The 16,841-nt window shown below is 54.2% G+C and carries 15 protein-coding genes; all 15 read left to right on the forward strand.

The genetic code is table 11. The features are described from left to right. Positions 1-23: 23 nt before the first annotated feature. Positions 24-878 (forward strand): helix-turn-helix transcriptional regulator, encoded by an 855-nt coding sequence (locus NST26_RS04275; protein ID WP_076078980.1) that lies wholly within the window; start codon positions 24-26, stop codon positions 876-878. 840 nt (positions 879-1,718) lie between these two features. Beyond that, positions 1,719-3,164, forward strand: a complete 1,446-nt coding sequence (locus tag NST26_RS04280; RefSeq protein ID WP_340978641.1) for a sensor histidine kinase — start codon at positions 1,719-1,721, stop codon at positions 3,162-3,164. 23 nt (positions 3,165-3,187) lie between these two features. Continuing rightward, positions 3,188-3,823, forward strand: a complete 636-nt coding sequence (locus tag NST26_RS04285) for a response regulator (RefSeq protein ID WP_036693598.1) — start codon at positions 3,188-3,190, stop codon at positions 3,821-3,823. Between the two features lie 455 nt (positions 3,824-4,278). Further along, positions 4,279-5,019: a YveK family protein gene (locus NST26_RS04290; protein ID WP_209879404.1), complete on the forward strand. Its 741-nt coding sequence runs from the start codon at positions 4,279-4,281 to the stop codon at positions 5,017-5,019. Next, positions 5,003-5,644, forward strand: a complete 642-nt coding sequence (locus NST26_RS04295; RefSeq protein ID WP_036723430.1) for a CpsD/CapB family tyrosine-protein kinase — start codon at positions 5,003-5,005, stop codon at positions 5,642-5,644. Before NST26_RS04290 ends, NST26_RS04295 begins: the two co-directional genes overlap by 17 nt. Positions 5,645-5,690: 46 nt before the next feature. Then, on the forward strand, positions 5,691-6,581 hold the full coding sequence (galU, locus tag NST26_RS04300) for a UTP--glucose-1-phosphate uridylyltransferase GalU (RefSeq protein WP_340955785.1): 891 nt from the start codon (positions 5,691-5,693) through the stop codon (positions 6,579-6,581). A gap of 79 nt (positions 6,582-6,660) precedes the next feature. Further along, positions 6,661-7,353 (forward strand): sugar transferase, encoded by a 693-nt coding sequence (locus tag NST26_RS04305; RefSeq protein ID WP_339312934.1) that lies wholly within the window; start codon positions 6,661-6,663, stop codon positions 7,351-7,353. Between the two features lie 24 nt (positions 7,354-7,377). After that, the gene (locus NST26_RS04310) at positions 7,378-8,313 is read left to right on the forward strand and encodes a glycosyltransferase (RefSeq protein WP_209879411.1); all 936 of its coding nucleotides are present in this window, start codon (positions 7,378-7,380) and stop codon (positions 8,311-8,313) included. Positions 8,314-8,328: 15 nt separating this feature from the next. Next, positions 8,329-9,675 (forward strand): O-antigen ligase family protein, encoded by a 1,347-nt coding sequence (locus tag NST26_RS04315; RefSeq protein ID WP_340978643.1) that lies wholly within the window; start codon positions 8,329-8,331, stop codon positions 9,673-9,675. Beyond that, positions 9,672-10,445: a WecB/TagA/CpsF family glycosyltransferase gene (locus tag NST26_RS04320; protein WP_076078985.1), complete on the forward strand. Its 774-nt coding sequence runs from the start codon at positions 9,672-9,674 to the stop codon at positions 10,443-10,445. Before NST26_RS04315 ends, NST26_RS04320 begins: the two co-directional genes overlap by 4 nt. 98 nt (positions 10,446-10,543) lie before the next feature. After that, positions 10,544-11,974, forward strand: coding sequence for an O-antigen ligase family protein (locus NST26_RS04325; RefSeq protein WP_340958151.1), 1,431 nt, complete (start codon positions 10,544-10,546; stop codon positions 11,972-11,974). Beyond that, positions 11,940-13,319, forward strand: coding sequence for an oligosaccharide flippase family protein (locus NST26_RS04330; RefSeq protein WP_076078987.1), 1,380 nt, complete (start codon positions 11,940-11,942; stop codon positions 13,317-13,319). The genes NST26_RS04325 and NST26_RS04330 overlap by 35 nt, the downstream gene beginning before the upstream one ends. A gap of 261 nt (positions 13,320-13,580) precedes the next feature. After that, entirely contained in the window at positions 13,581-14,435 is an 855-nt protein-coding gene (locus NST26_RS04335; protein WP_036693614.1) for a glycosyltransferase family 2 protein, read from the forward strand. Beyond that, on the forward strand, positions 14,422-15,612 hold the full coding sequence (locus NST26_RS04340) for a glycosyltransferase family 4 protein (RefSeq protein ID WP_036723420.1): 1,191 nt from the start codon (positions 14,422-14,424) through the stop codon (positions 15,610-15,612). The genes NST26_RS04335 and NST26_RS04340 overlap by 14 nt, the downstream gene beginning before the upstream one ends. Further along, positions 15,609-16,748: a glycosyltransferase family 4 protein gene (locus NST26_RS04345; RefSeq protein WP_036723419.1), complete on the forward strand. Its 1,140-nt coding sequence runs from the start codon at positions 15,609-15,611 to the stop codon at positions 16,746-16,748. The genes NST26_RS04340 and NST26_RS04345 overlap by 4 nt, the downstream gene beginning before the upstream one ends. Positions 16,749-16,841 lie beyond the last annotated feature (93 nt).

Raw genomic sequence — 16,841 nt, forward strand, 5'->3', positions numbered from 1 at the left:
GAACACATGGAGGAATGCAGTGTATGCCCAAGCTCATGGATTATATGATCAGCCCGTATCCAGTAAGAATTATTGATCCGAAGGTGGAGGCCGCCAGGCTGCGCCTGAAGTCGATCCGTGTCGGGCAAGCCGGCCATCTGCCGGGAAGAACGCTGTTTCGTTCGGGCGTCACCTTTGAACACTGGGCACTTGTATATATAGTCGCAGGAGGCGGAACTTATACGGAGAACGGAGGACCAGAGCAGCAGGTCCATGAGGGAAGCCTGTTTTTTTTCAGACCCGGTTATAGCTACAGCTTCGGACCGCCCCCAGGCGGGTATTGGGATGAATATTATATTAATTTCAGCGGAAGCCGTGTCACCGAATGGCTGGAAGCCGGAATGATTGCGGGTGGAGAGGTAACCCGGGGGGATAAGGCGGAAGGGCTGAAAGCGTCCTTTGAAAAGGTTCTGGCGTACATGGCCGGAGATGTTCCCGGTGATGCGGACCGGGCTGCGCTGCTGCTGGAGGAGATGCTGCTGGAATGCTCGCTGCAGCTCCAGGGCAGCCGCCGCCCGTGGCAGCAGGAAGCCATGCCGCTGATCCGGGAGGCGCTGAATGCCTGCATCTATGAGCAGCCGGATCTGCCGGGGATGGCCGAGCGCCTGCACCTGTCCATGTCTACACTCCGCCGCACCGTGCGGCGGAGCAGCGGGTATCCCCTGCATGAATATATCCACCGGCTGAAGATGGCTGAGGCCAAGCATTTGCTGCTGAATACCTCCCTGCAGGTGCAGGAGATAGCGGGAATGCTTCATTATAGGGATAGTTTTTATTTTTCAAGGCTATTCAAGAAATATATGGGCCTCTCCCCGCAGACCTGCCGCAATCATCTGTGACATAATAAACGACATAATTCTACTTTTTATCTTAAAAGAGCCTCGGAATAATGTCGTTTTTTGCAGATTTTTGTTGACACGCAGAAAAAAACAGTGCTATGCTCTAGATAATATTAGCAGTTCTAGAATAGTTCTTCTAGACTATGCCGGAGATGAGACTATTGAGAGAGTATTACTGCATCAGTTGCCGCAGTCTCCATAAGGTGGTAGGACCTAATCATACCTTGCGTATTTTGTCCACCGGGTATCATATCGTTGGCGAACAGCGCTATCAAATTTGTATATGTAATAATGCCAAGCTGGAGCAAGCTGTGACGGCGGTGACTGAATAGACTGTGCCGGGTGTACTCACCGGATAACCGAAGACTTCTCTTTTGAAGAGCCTGTCCCTGGAGGGAGAGGCTCTTTGTCATGCCCGAAGCCGGACTGGATAATTTTGCATACGCTATCATTCGAGGAGCTGGATAGAGTTGGTTAATTTTTCATGAAAAAAGAATAATTATACCCATTTTATTTTCAAAGTAAACGCTATCATTAGAAATCGAAACTTGTTATTGTGATTTTTCTCATGTATGATGCTTTTAAACATAGCTTAGAATAAACTCGAATTTTCCACAAACTGGAGAATAGGGTGGTGGGATGAACATTAAATTAACAGTCGAAGACCGTACGATCGCCTTTTTCAGAATCTTTTCTTTGTCCCTCACATCGTTTATGTACCTCATGGTTCCTGCGGGGCCTTCCGTAATATACAAATCCCTACTAATCATTGTGCTATTCTTATTTGCCCAACTATTCCCGTATTATTACCGGAGGTTCCATGCAAAAGCCCGTACTCTAATGCTGATGGTCAGTATAGAGACGGCACTCATTGCGGTGTTGATGTTATTTACTGGAGGATACGATAGTCCTTTTAAGCTATATGTACTGAATCCGGTGCTGTTTGCGGCGGGTGCGCTGTCTTTGTATTGTGCCTGGAGTCTGATCCTGGGTTATATTGCCATGGTGGCGGTATCGGGCTACATGGATGCCGGTTCTCCGGGTCTTACGATTGCTGAAATTATGCTTGCCAATGGTAACCTGTTTCTAGCCCTGGCTCTCGCGGTTATAGTTATGCAGATGGTTAAGGGGATAAAGCGGCAGCGGGAGGAAGCGAACGCGCGGACCAACGATACCATGGAGCATATCAAATCGCTTTATCACATCGTGGAAACATCAAGCCAGCATGACTTCATGAATATTGGTCAAGTCATTACCGACTATGTGGTCAAGCTTACCAAGCTGGAGAAGGCACTGTTCTGGTTCGCCAAAAAAAGCGGTGAGCCTGCTCCGCAGAGCCGCCAGACGGGATGGCAGCATGAGGAGGAGCGCTTTCTGTTCATGGAGCTTGAGAAGCACGAGCATGAATGGAGGCTGCAGCGTGAACCGGTATTCAAGAGTATGCCGGGGATCGGCGACTTCCTGCTGATGCCGGTAAGAATGAGCACCCGGTTCGTCGGAATGATTGGCGTGAAGCTGGAAGCCTCGGAAGGGCTGGAGGGCCGCCGGTGGTACATCCAGCAACTTATGTTCCTGTCGGAGCTGAGTGCTATTATTCTTGAGCGCCACGAGCTGGGCGTGATCGAGAACCGGCTGATCATCACGAACGAGCAGAACCGGATAGCCGATGAGATGCACGACAGTGTCTCCCAGAGTCTTTTCGGCATCGTCTATGCGACCCACTCCCTGAAGCAGACCTGGCGCAAAATGTCTGAGCGGGAGCTGGAGGAGCAAATTGAGCTTATCCATGATTCAGCCACTAAGGTAGCCAAGGAGCTGCGGATTACCATCTACAGCCTCAGCTCCAAGAAGAGCGGCGGCCCGAGCTGGCTTGGGATGGTGCGCTCGCATCTTAAAAGCCTCTCCCGGCTTAATGATGTTGAGATTGAACTGAAAATAACGGGGGATGATTTCAGTCTCCCTTATCCTTACCACAAGGCACTCTTCCGGATTATCTCCGAAGCGACCGGCAACGCTATAAGACATGGTGCTGCCAGCCGGGTGGATGTAGAACTGTCGCTTAAGCCGAAATGGATTAGACTATCGATTATCGACGATGGCGTCGGTTTCGATGCAGATCTAAGCTGGAACGAACCTGATGAGCACTCAGGCGGACTGGGAATGAAGAATATGCAATATCTGGCACAGTCCCTTGGAGGCGATTTCCAGTTAACCAGCAGTGAGAACGCTGGAACCAGAATTTTAATCTCTATACCTGTCGGTGTGGCTGAACTGAAAAATGCATAAACTTTAGGCAGGAGGTCGTTCAAGTGAAAATCGTCATTGTTGATGATCACCCTTTGGTGAGAAGAGGATTGGCATCTGTGATATCGATGCAGTCCAATCTGCAGTTTGCCGGCGAAGCAACGAATGGCCAAGAAGCTCTTCTCGTGATTGAGGAGATACAGCCTGATCTTGTGCTGATTGATCTGAAGCTTGCCGATGAATCGGGCCTGGATATTATCAAGGAAGCCCGCGTGCGCGGATTCTCATGCAAGTTCATCCTGCTAACATCCTCAGCCAGCCGGGAAGATTTCCTGAAGGCGGAGGAAGTGCTGGTAGACGGTTATGTACTGAAGGAAGCTCTGCCGGAGGAATTGCTGTTTGCCATTCAACTGGTCCACAAGGGCAGGAAGTATTACGATCCCGGGCTGATGGAAGATAAGATGCGCATGAGCGGCAGCAGTCCGACCGATGAGCTTACACCCAAAGAGAAGGAAGTTCTGATTGAGCTGGGACAGGGGGCCTGCAACCGCGAGATTGCTTCACGCCTGTTCATCAGCGAATTCACCGTCAAGAAGCATGTCAGCCAGATTCTGGCGAAGCTGCAGGTGGCAGACCGGACGCAGGCGGCCTTATACGCCAATGCTGTCGGGCTTACCAAATATGAGATGTCATACGATTAATAATCATCCCTGTGAATGATCGGGGACGGAGCACGGACCACGTTGTCCGTGTTTTTTTGCGTTCAGGGAAATCAAAGAAGGGGGAGATTACCGGTGCAGGCCGGATGTATGCCAAAAACAGCACACATTATGCTCGCAAGCGGGCCCACGGCCCGAATGTATGTGAAAAACAGCATACATTATGCTGGCGCGGAGTGCTGACACGAAGGTGCGCCGGCATCCTTCACCCGGCTGGGTAATCTTGGCTCACTGCTGGTGTTAGCATTTTCCATGGATATGGTACTAAAGTATACCATCCACCCCCTCTGGCGGACCAAACACAGTCACTCGAAAGTGAAGTGTAAAGTGATGCTAGGGGGCATGTGATAAATCCTGCGCGTTGTTAGAATAAAAGCAAGACATCTGAAACTTTCATGATTGCTTTCAAAACGAACATAAGCGGAAGGAGGGTTACTGTGGAAAAGACGATTCTGGATTACATTAACCTGATAAAGAAAAAATTATGGTTAATCATGGTATTTGTACTGATCTCCTGCGCCACCACCTTCTACGTCAGTAAAAACTTCGTTGCACCCGTCTACTCCGCCTCTGGACAGCTACTGGTCAACAACGTTGTGAATGTCCCCGAGAGCAATAATCTCAACGCACTTAACTTCAGTCTTAACCTCATCGAGAGCTATAAGGAAATCATGAAGTCGCCAACCATTATGAAGAGTGTGATCGCGGAGCATCCCGAGTTCGGTCTGACGGCGGGCCAACTGGCTGCCAAGCTGCAGATCAAATCCTCGGAGAAAAGCCAGGTGATTAATCTGACCGTGGAGGATAAGGATTACGGCACTGCAGCTACGATTGTAAACGCGGTTTCGCAGACCTTCATCCGCAGCCTGCCGGCACTGATGAACCTGGATAATGTAACATTCCTGACTCCGGCTGATCCTGCAGCCCAGCCTCTGCCGGTCAACGGCGGGGTGACCATGAATATTCTAATCAGTTTCGTGGTGTCACTGATGGCAGCGGTCGGGATTATCCTGCTGATGGAGACGCTGAACGGTACGCTGAGAAACGAGAAGGAAGCGGAATTTGAGCTTGGCCTTCCGGTCATTGCCAGTATTCCAGCCATCCGCAAACGCGATTTCGGCAGTGCGAACAATGACAAGGCAAGAGTAGGGGAGGGCAAATATGTTACGGCTGAATAGAAGTCTAATCGCGGACATAAACCCGTCATCGCATGTCTCCGAATCCTTCCGCTCGCTGCGCACGTATATCCGCCAGCTCGGCTTGCTGAAGGGGCCAGGCGGACAGGTGCTGCTCTTCACTTCAGCGGAGAGCGGCGAAGGCAAGACCACCATTCTCTCCAATCTGGCTGTATCCTTCGTACAGGATGGCAAGAAGGTGGCGGTGGTGGATTGTAACCTGCGGAAGCCCGGCCTGCATAGCGTGTTCGATGTGGAAGGCAGCCAGGGGCTGGCAGCTTACTTGAGCGGCTACGAGGAAGCAAAGGACGTTCTGGTATACGGCAGCTTGGCGAATCTGGCGGTAATCCCTGCCGGAGTGAGTACAGTCAGTCCGCCGGATCTGCTCGGCAGCGAGAAGATGGCCGGGCTGCTTACAGAGCTGAAGGCAAGCTTCGATCTGATTCTGCTGGATTCGCCGCAGGCGGTCGATTACAGCGATGCACGGATTCTGGCCCCGCTCTCGGATGGGGTGGTCATTGTCGCCAGACACGGCCGGACGAAGCGCGAAGCGCTCCGCAAGCTGAAGGGTCTCATGGAACAGACGGGTGTAAGGATTCTCGGAATAGCAATGAACCAGACCAAGTAGAACACCGAAGCGGCAATGTGAACGAAACTATTGGGAGGTATGTGTGATGAAAAAGGTAAAAAAGGTAATTATCCCGGCGGCCGGGTTAGGCACACGTTTCCTTCCGGCGACCAAGGCAATGCCCAAGGAAATGCTGCCTATTATCAACAAACCGACGATCCAGTATATCGTGGAGGAGGCCATTGCCTCCGGGATTGAAGACATCATCATTGTTACCGGTAAGGGAAAGCGGGCGATCGAGGATCATTTCGACAACGCCTTTGAGCTTGAATCCCGGCTGCTGGAGGACGGTAAGCTGGAGCTGCTCAAAGAGGTACAGCGGTCCTCCAAGGTGGAAATTCACTACATCCGGCAAAAGGAACCCAAGGGTCTCGGCCATGCCGTATGGTGTGCCAGACGGTTCATCGGCGATGAGCCATTCGGCGTTATGCTCGGCGATGATATTGTAACCGGACAGGTCCCTTGCCTGAAGCAGCTGATCGACCAGTATGAGGAGACCCAGAACTCGGTGATCGGGGTACAGGTTATCCCGGATGAATTCACGAACCGCTACGGGATTATCGAGCCGGATCTGCAAGACGGGAAGCTCTACCGGGTGAACAACTTCGTGGAGAAGCCGGCACTTGGCACGGCGCCTTCCAATCTGGCAATCATGGGCCGCTATGTCTTTACCCCTAAGATCTTCAAGTATCTCGATCTTCAGGAGAAGGGTGCGGGCGGTGAGATCCAGCTGACGGATGCCATTCAGAAGCTGAACCAGAGCGAACGTGTCTATGCTTATAACTTCGACGGTACCAGATATGATGTCGGCGAACGGCTCGGTTATATTTTGACCACACTGGAATTTGCCTTAGAGAGCGAGGATCTGCGTTATCAGGTCATGGATGCTATGGCGGAATGGTTAAAAAAAGCGGGACAGACCTCGGTCAGCAGCTGAGACGGTTCCCCGAAAGCGGGCGACACAAGCCGGAGTCAAGAAGTAAGGCTGCATAAACCTTAACGAGAAATGAGGAGAGATGAGCATGCAAAAACTGCCGGAAGACTATGAGGCCGTCCTGCCGAAACTTTACATGCTGCATTCGGGTGAAGAAAGCAAGGGAATGGAGTCCTATCTGGTCATGAAGCGGATCATCGACATCTTGTTCTCTGCCCTGGGGCTGCTGTTCCTGCTCCCGCTCTTCGCAGTGGTGGCTGTCCTGATTAAGCTGGAAGATCCGAAGGGCAAGGTGTTCTTCCGCCAAATGCGGGTCGGCAAGGACGAGAAGCTGTTCCCCATGTACAAGTTCAGATCCATGGTCTCTAATGCCGAGGAGCTGAAGGAAAGTCTCATGGCCTATAACGAAGTAAGCGGCGCGATGTTCAAGATCAAGAATGATCCCCGTATTACACGGATTGGAAAATTCATGCGCAAGACCAGTATTGATGAACTGCCGCAGCTCTGGAACGTGCTGATGGGGCATATGAGTCTGGTGGGTCCCCGTCCTCCGCTCGTTGAAGAGGTGGAGCAGTACACGGAATACGACAAGCAGCGGCTGATGGTAACCCCCGGCTGCACCGGCTACTGGCAGGTAAATGCCAGAAACAGCGTCGGCTTCGACGAGATGGTTCAGCTGGACCTCACGTATATCCACATGCGCAGCACGATGCTGGATCTGAAGATTATTGTCAAGACCGGCCTGATGCTGCTAGGTTCCAAAAATGCTTATTAAAAATATGGGAATTAGGTGATGCCGATGTTCGTACACGGAGATGGACCTGAGATTTCCATTATCATATGCACCTATAACCGGTCGGCGCTGCTGGTGAAGACTCTTCATTCACTGCTGCCGCTGGAGAATTTGCACCAGGCCGAGATCATCGTCGTGGATAACCAGTCCACGGATGATACGGCGGCCGCCATTAAGGGGTTCATCGAAACCTATGGTGCGGATATGGATATCCGTTATCTGCTGGAGCCGGTTCAAGGGCTGTCAGCAGCCCGGAACACAGGAATTCTGGCTTCCAAATCGCAGCTCATCGCTTTCCTGGATGATGATGCGATCCCCTGCCGGACCTGGATTACAACCATTGTGAACACCTTTGCGGATAAGCCGGAGGTGATGGCTATGGGCGGCAGGATTGCTCCGATCTTCGAGAGCAAGCGCCCGGATTGGCTGATCAAGCCGTTCGAGCTTCCTTATACGATTGTCGATCTGGGGAGCCGGATCAAAGAGTATCCGAAGCGCCTTCACCCTTGCGGGGCCAACATGGCGATGCGCAAGCCGGTATTCGATATCAGCCTGTTCCCGCTGGAGCTGGGCCGCAAGGGCGATTCGCTGCTCTCGGGTGAAGAGACCTGGCTGTTCAGCCAGCTGCAGCAGGAAGGGCATTCCATTCTCTATCATCCCGAGATGGCCGTGGATCATTTCGTTCCGGCGAACCGGCTGACGGAGGACTGGATCATGAAGCGGTATTACAGCCAAGGCATATCGAACGCTATGAAGAGTGAAGGAATGAAAGGGCATCTGCTGCTCCTGGGCAAGACAGGCGCCAAAGTCATCTACATTCTGGCAGATTCCGTTCTATCCCGCAGTAAGGGAAGGAAGCTGCTGAATAAATGCCGGCTGGAGAGTATTCGCGGAACTCTTCATATGATTCTTAACCGGAAGAGGGAATCCGCAGCGGGGTGAGGGGAGGTACGCGCGATGACCCATTTTGAGTGGGGCTCCAAAATCAATAGTCTGCCATACGGAATGCTCTATCTCGTAACAGCACTGTTCCTGGGAACAGCTGTCATCTTCCAGCCGGTCATCGCAGTAGCGGCCGTATTCTTCATTCTGCTGCTGGTTGCCTCCCTATCACGCCCTGAACTGATCAGCTATTTCGTTCTGCTGACCACGGCGGTCTCGATTAACTTCTTGTACAGCGGGAGTATGTTCGGTATTGAGATCCTGTCGCTCTACAAGCTGGTTATTCTGATGCTGCTGGTGCCGTGTATCCTGGTCAATGGCCTCAGGTTCAAGCTCAGTCCTCCCTTATGGGCGATGCTGGCCCTGATTCTGCTCACCTTCAGCTTCTCCATCTGGCTGCCGGAGATGAGCACATCGATTGCGGTCAAAGCCTTCATCGGACTGTCTCTGCCCTTCGTGCTTCTGCTGATCAACTGGAAGAAGGAGGTAGCCGAGAAGCAGATTCGGATCATTACCCTGCTGCCGTTGGTCAGCATGCTGCTGGGCGTGGTGCTCCAGGCTGCGAATATACATTCACTGGTAGCCGTTGAGTTCACAGGCGCGGTTCGGGTGCAGGGGGCGAACATACCGCCTCACCTGGCGATGCTGGCCTTCATGGGAGTAGCGATCGCGTTCATCGAGATCAAGCGCAGTCCGCAGTATATCCGGTTCAATTACATCATGCTGGGGCTGAATTTCTTCATTCTGGTGATTACAGGCACGCGCGGGCCGATTCTCGCCCTGGTGCTGATGGTGCTCTATTACTTCTATGATATCTCCCGCGCTTTTCTGAAGGGGAAGAAGAGATTTCTGATCCCGCTGCTGTGTTCACTGCTGGTCATCACCTCGGCAGTATACATGCAGCTGGACAACATCAAGAAGCGCTCCTTCGAACGGACGACCGAGACGGGAATTGATCTGTCGGGGCGGGCGGAGGCCTGGGAGTACTTCCTGAACAAGGCGGCGGATTCGCCGGTGGCAGGACGGGGGCTTGGAGCCGTAACGGTGGCGAATGACGGAACGCTCTACGGAGGGTTCGTGGTTCCGCATAACGAATATATCCGCTTTTATTACGATGGGGGATACGTTGGTGCCATCCTGCTGCTGCTGTCCTTGCTCGCTGTGTTTCTAATGGTATACAGAGTTCTTTTGCCGGCGGTCAAACCTTATTATTCTCTCTTTATTGCAGCATTTCTGATCTATTCTTTCACGGATAACACGCTGTCGACGGTCCAATTCATTATTCCGTTCTGTTGGTACCTGAACTGCCTGTATCGATCTTCACAGCTGGCCGATTCCCCACAAAAAGAAGTGATACGATGAACCAAGTGAACATGTTCGATGTCAATTTCGATAACTATGATTTCATGGACCTGCTGGATTATATCGACAGAACCATTCAGGAGAGGAACCAATCCTACATCCTGACCTGTAACGTCGATCATGTGATCAAGCTGCGCAAGGATAAAGAGTTCCGGGAAGTGTACTCCGAAGCAGGTGCCGTAGTCGCGGACGGGATGCCGATTATCTGGGCGTCCAAGATGCTCGGCAAGCCGCTGAAGCAAAAGGTGTCCGGCGCTGACCTGTTCAGCCGCCTGGGCAATGCGTTCGAGCAAAGGCAATACCGGTTGTTCTTCCTCGGTGCCGCCGAGGGTGTGGCGGAGCAGGCTACGAAGAATCTGAAGGCCGCCTTCCCGGGCATTAACGTCGTGGGCTGTTACTCTCCTTCCTACGGCTTCGAGCACAACGAAGAAGAGAACCGGCATATTATCCGGCTGCTGACTGAGAGCCAGCCCGATATCGTGTTCGTAGGGGTAGGCGCACCGAAGCAGGAGAAGTGGATCTACCGTCACTATACCTCCTACCAGGCGCCGGTCTCCATCGGCGTAGGTGCAACCTTCGACTTCCTGTCCGGCTCGGTGAAGCGGGCACCGGATTTCATGCAGCGAACCGGCATGGAGTGGCTATGGAGACTTAGCCAGGAGCCGGGCCGGTTATGGAAAAGATACCTTGTCGACGATGCCCAGTTCCTGGTGCTGCTGCTCAAGGAGCTGCGCAAACGGGGCAAGGTGAAGAACAGCAGTACGGATTGAAGAAAGCGGCGAAAGACGGGAGGCAGGGAATGAAGATGCTAAGCAGAGATGAGAATAGTCTGAATCTTCCATCGGCACAAGCTGTGAAGTCGGCTGTAATGATGACCTTGATCTGCGCCTCGGCGCTGGCTCTGCCGCTTGCGATCGGCTTCGCCAGTGCGAACCTGAGCGCGTCGAACAGCCTGCAGGGCATCATCCTGGCAGGCATCCTCTTTCCGGCCTTGCTGCTGGCCTTGCTGAATACACGGATGCTCATCCCGTACACGCTGCTGATCTGGGCGGTTGCCCCGGAGCTGCGGCGGATTGCAGACTGGTACGAAGGCGTGTATCATTCCGTCTCTCTGCTCAGTCTGGCCCCGCTGCTGACCGGAGCGACCTTAGCCATTCCGGTGCTGCGGGAAATTCACCGGATCCGCAAGTCCTCCACCCGGATTATTCTGCTGTTCTCCATCGCTCTGGCCTACGGCGCATTGATTGGTCTGGCGAAGAACGGCATCGGCTCGGTATACGATCTGGCGAATTACATCGTACCGCTGCTGCTGATACCCTTCTTCGCGGTGACGCCGTTTAAGCCGAAGGATATCGACCGGCTGCTGTACGCTTTTGCCAACATTGCCGTGCTGGTTGCCGTTTACGGGATCGTGCAGTATCTGACCGTTCCTCCCTGGGATGCCTTCTGGATGCGGAATGCCGATATGATCTCCATCGGGACCCCCTATCCGCTGGAGATCCGGGTCTTCTCGACACTGAACTCCCCGGGTCCCGCTGCAACCTTCCTGGTCTTCGCCCTGGTGCCGATGATTCTGGAGAAAAGATGGCAGGGTACCCTGCGCTGGCTCGGTGTTCTGCTCGTAGTAGTCTGCCTGCTGACTACGCTCGTCCGGTCCGCATGGCTGGTCCTGCTGGTGATGCTGCTGGTCTACATCGCTTCCTCTCCCTCCAAGGGCAAATGGAAGACGCTGTTCCAGCTCGCATTCGTGGCAGCCGCGCTGTTCTGGATCGTGCCGAAGCTCCCTGGAGCAGAGGGGCTGGTGGCTCGGATGGAGACCCTGACCTCCGTGCAGGAGGATCATTCCTACAATGAACGCCTCAGTCTCTGGACCAACATGCTGCCGATGGTCGCAGGCAACCCGGTAGGGCAGGGGATCGGCAGTGTAGGCCAGGGCACCAAGCTTGGCAACGGCGGAGAGCTGGGGGAATACGGCAATATGGATAACGGCTTCATCGCGCTGCTGCTGACCTTCGGTGTACTCGGCGCATTGTTTTTCTTCGGAGCGCTCGGTGCGGTCATCAAGGAGATCGGCGCCAGAGTCACCCGCAGGAATGAACTTCAGCCTTACGCCAGACTGGCGCTGGCGGCGTGGATGGGAGCTGTAGCCAGCCTGATATCGGATAACGGCTTTCCCGGTCTTAAGGGGTATCTGATCTGGATGCTGATCGGACTTGGCCTCAGTGCCAAGGAGCTCAATCAAAGCAGAAAGAAGGGACTACCGCATGCAGCAGTCAAGCGCCAAATCACTACCCGCTAACCGGGTATGGTCCACCTTCCGGAGATTCACGAAGAGTAAGGACAATAGCTCGGCTGCTGTCAAAACGATGTTCGTCAGCGTGCTGATCCTGCTGGTCAATATGCTGACCGGCGTACTGACCGCCCGTTATCTCGGTCCGACCGGCCGGGGGGAGCAGACAGCGATGGTGAACTGGTCGCAGTTCCTGGCCTTCAGCATGAGCTTCGGGATTCCCTCGGCGCTGATCTACAACGCCAAGAAGAATCCGGAGGAAGCCGGGGTGCTGTACCGGATCGCCCTGCTGATCGGCCTGACGTTCGGAACCATCGCCATGACAGTCGGGATACTCGTGCTGCCTTATTGGCTGGGGTCGTTCAGTCATGAGGTAGTGGTCTTCGCCCAGTGGTCGATGATTCTCTGCCCGCTGATTGTGGTGTCGCAGATCAACAACGCGGCCTTCCAGTTCAGAGGGGACTACAAGACCTTCAACTGGATGCGGTACCTGGTGCCGCTGCTGACGCTGGGAGCCATCGGCATTCTGATCCTGACCGGCTACATGAATCCTTATACAACTGCACTGGCCTATCTGGTGCCGTCAGTTCCGCTGTTCATCGGGATGACAATTCTGCTGCTGCGGACCTACAAGGTCAAGCTCCGGGATTCCTATCTTAATTTCAAAAGATTGTTCACCTACGGTCTGGGCTCCTACGGGAACGACCTGCTTGGACAATTCTCGGTATACATAGACCAGATCATCATTGCCGGATTACTGAGACCGGCAGATCTGGGGCTCTATGCGGTAGCGGTCAGCCTGTCGCGTATGGTGAACTTCTTCGCGAATTCGATCACGGTGGTGCTCTTCCCGAAGGCCTCCGAGATGTCGAAGGACGAAGCGGTTGCCCTTACCTTCAAGGCTTTCCGGATCAGTACTACCTGTACTCTGCTTGGCGCAGTGTTCCTGATGCTGGTAGCGCCCTTTGTCATCCCGCTGCTCTACGGCAAGGATTTCAATACCGCGCTTACCGTGTTCCGCCTGCTGCTGCTGGAAGTAACCATCAGCGGCGGGACGCTGATTCTGGCTCAGGTGTTCATGGCGCTGGGCAAGCCGAAGTTCGTATCCATCCTGCAGGGGGTCGGCCTGATCCTCGTGATTCCGCTGCTCTTCCTGCTGGTGCCGAAGTTCGGATTGTTCGGAGCCGGGGTGGCTATGCTCTCATCGGCTGTGCTGCGGTTCCTGTTCATTATTCTCAATATCAGGTACAACCTGAAGGTTAAGCTTCCACGGCTGCTCATTAACGCCCAGGACCTTCAGTGGATGAAGACGACGATGAATTCGTATATTCGCAAGAAACCTATGGATGTGTAGCAGTTAAGTAACTAGTTGTTTTGGCGAGCCGAGTACACGAGGCGAGCCCTTATCTGCTTAAAAAACCAAGGGACGGTGTTTGGAGAAGCGGAGAGAAAATTTGGAGCTGTAGGAGCGTTAGCGTCCGCCTTTGTTCTCTGATTTCACCCGCTATCAGCGGTCCAATCAAGGAAATCAGAGAACAACAGCGGCCGGAAGCCCAAACTTTTCTCGCAGCGACGACACACGCCGGACCCTACCAGGCAAAGGAGGATACCTATCATGGATTCAGTAACAAGCGTGCTTGGCGGCCGGGGCAGCTACCCGATCTCGGCGGTCATCATTGCCCAGGACGACGAAGTTCGGATATCCAAAGCCATTCAGTCCTGCCGGTTATTCGCCGATGAGGTGGTTGTAATCGACGGAGGAAGCAAAGACGGGACCGTAGGGCTATCCGAGAGCCTGGGATGCCGGGTGTATGTCAACCCATGGCCCGGATATGCGAAGCAAAGGGAATTCGGAGTGGAACGTGCCATCCATGATTGGGTCTTCCTGATTGATACCGACGAAGTGGTCAGCGAGGAGCTGGCCCGGGATATCCTGGAGCGCAAGCCGGGACTGACCGATGCTACGGTCGCGTTCTCGCTGTACCGGATTGGCGACTTCCTAGGCAAATGGCTGGATAAAGGCGAGTATCTGGTGCGGCTGTATAACCGCAAGGAATACGGTATCCGCAACTCTCTGGTGCATGAGATGCCAGAGGTGTCCGAGGAACGGACCGTGAAGCTGAACGGAACGCTGTGGCATCAAGGCTTCCGCAGCATCAACGATCATGTCGCCCGGTTCAACAAATACACCGATCTGGAAGCAGAGAGTGCATTCGCCAGCGGCAAGCCGTTCAAGCTGAGTCACCTGCTGCTGCGTCCGCCGGCACGGTTCCTGCAGAAGTATTTCCTGCATGGCCTGTTCAAGAAAGGCATCTCGGGCTTCGCGGTATCCGTCTTCTGGGTGATGTATGAATTCATGGTCGGCTTCAAGCATTACGAATTGCACAGCGCAGGCAGGCTGGCCCGGCATAACGAAGCGGGTCAGGCCGAGAAGGAGAACAAGGGGGAGAGAAGCTATGTCGTACAATGACGGACTCAACATTATGACGACCGGCCTCAGCTGGCCCTCGTTACAGCCCGGAGGACTGAACACCTATTTCAAATCCGTGTGTGAACAGCTCTCTTCACGGAACCGGGTGCATGCCCTGATCTGCAGCCAGGAAACACCGGAGACGCCGAAGGAACTGATCATTCACAATGCCGGTGATCCGAAGGAGACGATCTGGAAGCGCAAGGATGCTTTCCAGCGCAAGGCGGCCTCCCTGATGGGGGATGGCAGCGGGCGGATTGATATCCTCTACACCCACTTCGCCCCTTACGGCATCGGGCCGGCGATTGAAGCGAAGAAGCGGGGGATTCCGGTCATCATGACCTTCCACGGCCCGTGGAACGAAGAGATGAAGATCGAAGGTCAAGGTATCAAGCATAAGGTCAAAACAACGATTGCCAAATCGATAGAACATAAGGCTTACAAGCTGGCGGACAAATTCATCGTCCTCAGCGATTATTTCCGCAATATGCTGCACGAACTGCATGGTGTACCGCTGCATAAGATTACTGTCATTCCGGGAGCGGCCAATGTCGAGCGGTTCACACCCGCCCCCAATCGGCTGGCGGTCCGCCGGACGCTGAATCTGCCGGAAGGCGCAACAACCGTCCTGACGGTCCGCCGGCTGATGAACCGGATGGGGCTGCTGCAGCTGCTGGAAGCCTGGAAGCAGGTGGCAGAGCGGTTCCCGAATGCGATTCTGCTGATCGGGGGCAAGGGCCCGCTGCGCGGGGAGCTGGAAGAGCGGATCGCCGATTACGGGCTGGGCAACAAGGTCCGGCTGCTCGGGTACATTCCCGATCATGAGCTGGCCTCCTATTATCAGGCGGCAGATATGTTCGTCGTTCCATCCCAGGCGCTGGAAGGCTTCGGCCTGATCACCGTCGAGGCGCTGGCCTCGGGGCTGCCGGTGATGGCTACGCCGGTCGGCGGCAACAAGGAGATTCTCCAGGGCTTCCGTCCGGAGCTGCTGTTCAAGAGTGCGGCCAGCGAGGATATGGCGGAAGGCATGATTCATATGCTGAGCAACCGCAAGCTGCTGCCGGGCCGGGACGAATGCCGGAATCATGTGCTGGAGAAGTACACCTGGCAGCATGTGGGCGACAAGATTGAATCTGTATTCCTCGAAACCTTGGGAAAGGGTGTGAGCGTAGGATGATCAAAGTCGCTTATATCGACCACACCGCCAAATGGAGCGGGGGCGAGGTTGCCCTGTTCAACATCCTCACCAACATTGGTGAGCAGATTGAGCCGCTGGTGATCCTGGCGGAGGAAGGCACGCTTGCCGAACGTCTGCGGGAGAAGGGCATCGATGTCCGCATTATCCCGCTGGATGAGAGCATCCGCAGCCGCGGCCGCAATGCCGTGAATCTCGGGGCTCCGGCGGCTGCTATGAAGCTGCTGGCTTATGGCCGTAAGCTGGCTCCGCTGCTGAAGGAAGAGAAGGTGGATTGCGTGCATACCAATTCCCTGAAATCGGCCTTTTACGGAGCTGTTGCTGCCAAAAAAGCGGGCGTGCCGCTGATCTGGCACATCCGGGATCACATCGGGGCGCCTTATCTGAAGCCGGTTGTCGCCAAGGCGATCCGGCTGCTGTCACGCCTGCTGCCGAACGGGGTCATTGCCAATTCCCACTCCACGCTGAATGCGCTGGAGCTGCCGCGCTCGAAGAAGACGCTGGTCGTCTACTCGGCCTTCGCCAAGGCGATCGGTGAAGGGATCGGCCGGCGGGACCGGAAGGACTTCAACGTCCTGCTGGTCGGGCGGCTCGCCCACTGGAAAGGCCAGCATATTGTGCTGGAAGCGGCCAAGGCCTTCAAGCAGGACAGCCGCGTGAAGTTCTGGCTGGCCGGTGACGCTTTGTTCGGAGAGGAAGAATACAAGCAGGAATTAATTCAGCAGATGCAGCAAGGGGACATCACCAATGTCAGCCTGCTGGGTCATGTGGATGATATACAAGGACTCATGAACCAAGCGGATTTACTGATTCATACGTCGATCACTCCTGAGCCGTTCGGCCAGGTCATCGTCGAAGGCATGGCAGCCGGATTGCCGGTCATTGCCTCCAATGAAGGCGGTCCGGTAGAGATCGTAGTTCCTGGTGAGACAGGACTGCTGATCCAGCCCGGAGATGCTACTGTACTTGCAGACTCCATCACCTGGATGCTGAACCATCCCGAAGAGCGTAGACGGATGGCGGACAATGGAATGAGACGGGTGAAAGAGCATTTTGTCATCGAGAATACGGTCAAGGATATTGTCGCTTACTACAAAGGTCTGCTGGCAGTCACCTGACCTTCCCGCTCCATAATGCTTAAGGCTTGCATCATATCTGTCTCTAGCCATGCGTGTACTGCTTAATGATGCTGCTCCATAAAACTTTGAGGA

The sequence above is a fragment of the Paenibacillus sp. FSL R7-0128 genome, from assembly GCF_038002245.1.
Classification (GTDB): Bacteria; Bacillota; Bacilli; order Paenibacillales; family Paenibacillaceae; genus Paenibacillus_AQ; species Paenibacillus_AQ silagei.